Annotated in this window: 5 protein-coding genes; 2 read left to right on the forward strand and 3 right to left on the reverse strand. The window is 70.4% G+C overall.

The genetic code is table 11. The features are described 5' to 3' along the window. The first annotated feature begins 69 nt into the window (after nt 1-69). Nucleotides 70-1,482, forward strand: a complete 1,413-nt coding sequence (locus J1C73_RS33850; protein ID WP_207319705.1) for an AI-2E family transporter — start codon at nt 70-72, stop codon at nt 1,480-1,482. A gap of 74 nt (nt 1,483-1,556) precedes the next feature. On the opposite strand, the gene J1C73_RS33855 is transcribed toward J1C73_RS33850, so the two are convergent. Next, a complete protein-coding gene (locus tag J1C73_RS33855) occupies nt 1,557-2,090 on the reverse strand; it encodes an alkyl hydroperoxide reductase (RefSeq protein WP_207319706.1) in 534 nt (177 codons plus the stop codon). Nucleotides 2,091-2,102: 12 nt separating this feature from the next. Continuing rightward, complete coding sequence (locus tag J1C73_RS33860) at nt 2,103-2,657, reverse strand: peroxiredoxin (protein WP_123461343.1); 555 nt, start codon at nt 2,655-2,657, stop codon at nt 2,103-2,105. Between the two features lie 132 nt (nt 2,658-2,789). On the opposite strand from J1C73_RS33860, the gene J1C73_RS33865 reads away from it, so the two are divergent. Beyond that, nucleotides 2,790-3,755, forward strand: coding sequence for a hydrogen peroxide-inducible genes activator (locus J1C73_RS33865; protein WP_207319707.1), 966 nt, complete (start codon nt 2,790-2,792; stop codon nt 3,753-3,755). 27 nt (nt 3,756-3,782) lie between these two features. Here J1C73_RS33865 and J1C73_RS33870 read toward each other — a convergent pair. Further along, nucleotides 3,783-5,803 (reverse strand): ABC transporter permease (locus tag J1C73_RS33870; protein ID WP_207319708.1); only part of this gene is annotated, 2,021 nt, incomplete at its 5' end.

A 5,803-nucleotide genomic window follows, 5' to 3' on the forward strand; every position in this document is an offset into this window, starting at 1 on the left:
ATGTACGGTCGTGCGGGACCGTTCCCGGGGGGAGCGGTGGGGAGTGCGGACGGGGGTAGAGGAACCGTTATGTCAAAACTGCCGGGATGGCTCGGACAACTGGGTGCTGAACTGACCAGGATGGGTGAGCGCCTGGAGGAACGCCGCGTCGAGGCGGACGACGAGGACGACAAGGCGGCACGCGAGGGTTCGTCGGCGACGGCCCGCACCGAGCCGGGGGGCGGGGCCGCGATGGGCGCCGCCGATCATGTGCCGCCGCCGCCCGCGTACGCCCCCTCGGTCGCCGCGCGCCCCGATCCGGTCGCCGCGATCCCCTGGGGGATGCGGGTCGCCGCCGAGGCCGGCTGGCGGCTGCTCGTGCTCGCGGGCACCCTCTGGGTGCTCATGCGGGTCATCAGCGCGGTGCAACTGGTGGTGCTGGCCTTCGTCGCCGCGCTGCTCGTCACCGCGATGCTCCAGCCGACGGTCGCCCGGCTGAGGCGGTACGGACTGCCGCGCGGACTGGCCACCGCCGTCACCGCGGTCCTGGGCTTCGTGATCATGGGCCTGGTCGGCTGGTTCGTGGTCTGGCAGGTGATGGACAACATCGACACCCTCTCCGACAAGGTGCGGACGGGTATCGAGGATCTGAAGAACTGGCTGCTGGACAGCCCGTTCCATGTCACCGACCAGCAGATCAACGACATCGCGAAGAACCTCAGCGACACCGTCGGCACCAACACCGAGGCCATAACCTCCGCCGGACTCCAGGGCGTCACGGTGATGGTGGAGCTCCTCACCGGGATGCTGCTGGCGATGTTCTCCACGCTCTTCCTGCTGTACGACGGCAAACGCATCTGGCACTGGGTACTGAAGCTCGTGCCCGCCCAGGCGCGGCCGGGGGTCGCCGGAGCCGGTCCGCGTGCCTGGCGGACGCTGACCGCCTATGTGCGGGGCACGGTCATAGTCGCGCTGATCGACGCGATCTTCATCGGCCTCGGGATCTACTTCCTCAATGTGCCGATGGCCGTACCGCTGGCCGTCTTCATCTTCCTCTTCGCCTTCATCCCGCTCGTCGGAGCGGTGGTCTCCGGGGCACTGGCCGTCGTGGTCGCGCTGGTCACCGAGGGCGTGTTCACCGCACTGATGGTGCTGGTGGTGGTCCTGGCGGTGCAGCAGATCGAGGGTCACATCCTGCAGCCGTTCATTCTGGGCCGCGCGGTGCGCGTGCACCCGCTGGCCGTGGTGCTCTCGGTCGCCGCGGGCGGCATGATCGCGGGCATCGGGGGTGCGGTCGTCGCGGTGCCGCTGGTCGCGGTGACCAATACCGTGGTCGGCTATCTCCGGTCGTACGGGCAGGAGGAGTCCCAGCGCCATGCGCCGCCGCCGCACGGGTCGACCGCACTGGACGCGGCGCCGACCCCGGCGCCCGGATCGCCGCCGGACGAGATCGACGACGGCAGCGACGAGGAGCCGGTGGCGGACGCGCCGAAGGAACCCTGAGCGGACACGGAAGAAGGGCCCCGCGGACGGTCGGTCGTCCTCGGGGCCCTTCTCGTACCTGGGTACCGCTGGTGTTACTCGGCGAGGACCGCCTCGGCTTCGAGGGTCACGCCGACCGCCTGGATCACCGAGGCGATCTTGACGGCTTCCTGAATGGTCTCACGGTCCGCGCCGGCCTTGCGCAGCACCTGTTCGTGGGAGTCCAGGCACTGGCCGCAGCCGTTGATCGCGGAGACGGCGAGCGACCACAGCTCGAAGTCGACCTTCTCCACGCCCGGCTTGCCGATCACGTTCATCCGCAGGCCCGCACGGAGTGTCCCGTACTCGGGGTCCGACAGCAGGTGCCGGGTCCGGTAGAAGACGTTGTTCATCGCCATGATGGCGGCGGCCGACTTCGCGGCGGTGTACGCCTCCGCGGAGAGGTTGGCCTTCGCCTCCGGCTCCAGCTCGCGCAGCACCTTCGGCGAGCGCGAGGCGATCGCGCAGGCGAGGACGGTGCCCCAGAGCTGCTGCTGCGGCAGTTCGCTGTTCCCGATGACCGAACCGAGGTTCAGCTTCAGGTCCTTGGCGAAGTCCGGAACGGCGGCCTTCAGTTCGTCGAGTGCCATGTGGGTGTCAGCTCACTCGCCCGAGAGGAGCGCGACCGGGTCCAGGGTCGTCTCGCCCTTGGTCCAGTTGCAGGGGCACAGCTCGTCGGTCTGCAGGGCGTCGAGGACCCGCAGGACCTCCTTGGGGTTACGGCCCACGGAACCGGCGGTCACCATCGTGAACTGGATCTCGTTGTTCTGGTCGACGATGAAGACGGCGCGCTGCGCGAAGCCGTCCTCGCCCTCGATGCCGAGGTCCCGCATGAGCTCGTGCTTGGAGTCGGCCAGCATCGGGAACGGCAGGTCGGTGAGGTCCGGGTGGTCCTTGCGCCAGGCGTGGTGCACGAACTCGGAGTCACCGGAGAAGCCGAGGATCTGGGCATCGCGGTCGGCGAACTCCTCGTTCAGCTTGCCGAAGGCGGCGATCTCGGTGGGGCACACGAAGGTGAAGTCCTTCGGCCACGCGAAGACGATCTTCCACTGACCCTCGTAGGTCTTGTGGTTGATCTGCTCGAACTCCTTGCCGCTCTCCAGCGAAACGCAGGCGGTCAGATCGAACTCGGGAAACTTGTCACCGACAGTGAGCACGCGTTCTCCTTGCAGCGTAGGAATTCCCTTTTTGGGGGAGTTCCTGAGGGTTGGACGGCCTCCACCTTGGCACAGAGTGCATTGATCACGGAAATAGCTACACTCGGTCGTGATGATCGGAGGTGCCTATCAGTGGCGCGGATATACCAGGGCAACCGGCCCAAACAGCCCAGCCTCTCGCAGCTGCGCGCCTTCACGGCGGTGGCGGAACATCTGCACTTCCGGGACGCGGCGGCAGCAATCGGGATGAGTCAGCCCGCGCTCTCCGGGGCCGTGTCGGCGCTGGAGGAGGCACTGGGTGTCCAGCTCATCGAGCGTACGACGCGCAAGGTACTGCTCTCACCCGCCGGGGAGCGGCTCGCGGTGCGGGCCCGCGCCGTGCTGGAGGCCGTCGGCGAGCTGATGGAGGAGGCCGAGGCGGTGCGGGCGCCCTTCACCGGGGTGCTCAGGCTCGGCGTGATCCCGACCGTCGCCCCGTACCTGCTGCCGACCGTGCTGCGGCTGGTCCATGAGCGCTATCCGGACCTCGACCTCCAGGTGCACGAGGAGCAGACGTCCTCGCTGCTGGAGGGGCTGGCTGCCGGGCGGCTCGATCTGCTGCTGCTCGCGGTGCCCCTCGGAGTGCCCGGGGTGACTGAACTCCCGCTCTTCGAGGAGGACTTCGTGCTGGTGATGGAGCGCAGCCACTGGCTCGGCGGCCGGGCCGACATCCCGCGCGAGGCGCTGCGCGAGCTGCCGCTGCTGCTCCTGGACGAGGGGCACTGCCTGCGCGACCAGGCGCTCGACATCTGCCGGGAGGCGGGACGCACCGAGGGTGCGCCGGTCACCACGACCGCGGCCGGGCTCTCCACCCTGGTGCAGCTCGTGGCCGGCGGACTCGGGGTGACGCTGCTGCCGCGTACCGCGGTCACGGTCGAGACCGCCCGCAACGAGGCGCTCACCACCGGGTACTTCGCGCATCCGGCCCCCGCCCGGCGGGTCGCGCTGGGGATGCGGACGGGGGCGGCCCGGCACGAGGAGTTCGAGGAGTTCGCCGAGGCGCTGCGCGGGGCGATGGCGACGCTTCCGGTGCGGGTGGCGACGGCCGGCCGGTCCTGATCACAGGCCCGGCCGGCCGTCGGAGCGCTACTCGCTGCGCAGCCCGTCGGGGCGCATCATGCGCCACAGCGGCGGCAGGGAGAACAGGGTGACCAAGAGGATGAGGGCGGCCCCCGCGCCCACCATCGGCAGGAACAGCCACCAGCCGGTCACCTCCTTGCCGACCATCCAGCACAGGGTGGCGCCGAGGGCGAGGCCGCCCGCCACGGCCACCGCGAGCCCGATGACCACCGGGACGGCGGTCTGCCACAGCACCGACCAGCCGAGGGTGGTCCGCCGGGTGCCGAAGGCGACCAGGACCGACAGCAGCCGCTTGCGCTCCCGCAACTGCTCCAGCTGGGAGACCAGCATGGACGCGGCGATCAGCAGCAGAGTGGCGGTCGCGCCGACCTGCAGACCGGTCTGGATGCTCGCGTACTGCCGGTCGCGCTCGACCGAGTTGATGGTGGCCAGGCGCATGCCGGGGTCGAGCCGGGCCGCCGTGTTGCGTACGTACTCGGCGGCGTCCGGGACGTCTTCGTCGATGCGGATCTGCGAGACGGTCGAGGCTCCCGGCATGGTCCGCGCGTCGATCGCCCCCGGAGTGACCAGGATGCCCGAGTGCTCCTCGCCCATCGGGTCGGTCCGGGCCCTGACGGTCCGGGAGTCGGCCGGCAGCGTCCAGTGCAGCGGCTTGCCCCGGCCGTAGGTGTCGAACTCGATCACCTTGCCCTTGCGGGCGGTCTGATCGACCCAGCCGGCCTGCCCCTTGTCGGCGGGGTGGGAGACGAAGGTGTCGCCGTCCCGGCAGGACGTGATCCGGGCGAGCTCGCGCAGGGTCGCGCAGTCCCCGATGGTGAACGAGGTGGTGGGCTGGATCTCGTCGTCCGTGTACGTTCCCGGCTTGGTCGCGTACGCCTCGACCGTGCCGATGACCTGGGTGACGCCCTTGGTGGCGCGGAACTCCTTGATCGAGTGCAGGGCGGCGTCGCCCCTGACGATCTCGGACTGGGCGTAGAACTGGGCGCGGGACGGGTCCTGTCCGGTGATCCTGTTGAAGTCGTCGTTCATCGCGGCGAACAGCATCTGCAGGGCCACCGCACCGGCCACGGCGACAGTGACGCCGCTGACCGCGCGGGAGGCCGCCCCGCTGCTCAGCTGGAGCCGGCGGGTGGCCAGCTGCCAGGGGACCGGGCCGCCGCGCAGCCGGTTGACGCAGGCCTCGACCAGCCAGGGCAGGAGCAGGGCCAGCCCGACCAGGACCAGCACCGCGCCTCCGGCGACCGGGTACGGGTTGACGGGCCCGTACTCCTCGACCTTGCCGGTGAGTCCGAAGACCGCGAGCCCGGCGACCGGCAGCAGCAGCCGCCACCAGAGCCGGCGCCTGCCGCCGCGGCTGTTGCGTACGACGCCGAGCGGCTCGATCACCACGGACCGCATGGCCGCCAGGGTGACGAGCACCGCGGTGAGCGGAACGGCGAGGGCGATCAGCACGCACAGCCGGGCGTCGGGGGCCAGGTCGGACGGGAAGGCACTGGCGTCCCAGACCTCGACGTGACCGACGAACTGGCGCCCGGTCAGGAACACGGCCACTCCGATGAGGAGGCCGAGCACCGAGCCGAAGAGCGCCTCACCGGCCGCGATCCTGCGGGTCATCCGGATGTCCGTACCGACCAGGCGCAGGGCGGCGAGCCGGCGGTCGCGGCGGTCGCCTCCGAAGCGCACGGCGGTGGCGATGAAGATGGCCACGGGGGCCAGCAGCACCACACAGATCATGATGACCAGCACGATGAGCATCGGCGGCAGCGGATCGGACGGTCCGGGGTCGCCGTATCCGGCGATCCGGTGGCCGCCCGCCGCGCTGGTCAGGGTGTCGCTGCCGGCGTAGAACCACAGCTCGCCGGGCGAGCGCAGCCCCGCCTCCGTGATCGTGCCGGTCACCTTGTACGGCAGCCGCTCCTTGAGCAGCGCGTTCTCCGGGGCGTCGAGGAGTTTCCCGAGCGCGGGGGAGACCGCCATCTCGCCGGGGGCGGGGAAGGCGGCGATGCCCGGGGGGACGACCGGACGGC

The sequence above is a fragment of the Streptomyces laculatispora genome, from assembly GCF_017353455.1.
Taxonomy (GTDB): domain Bacteria; phylum Actinomycetota; class Actinomycetes; order Streptomycetales; family Streptomycetaceae; genus Streptomyces; species Streptomyces laculatispora.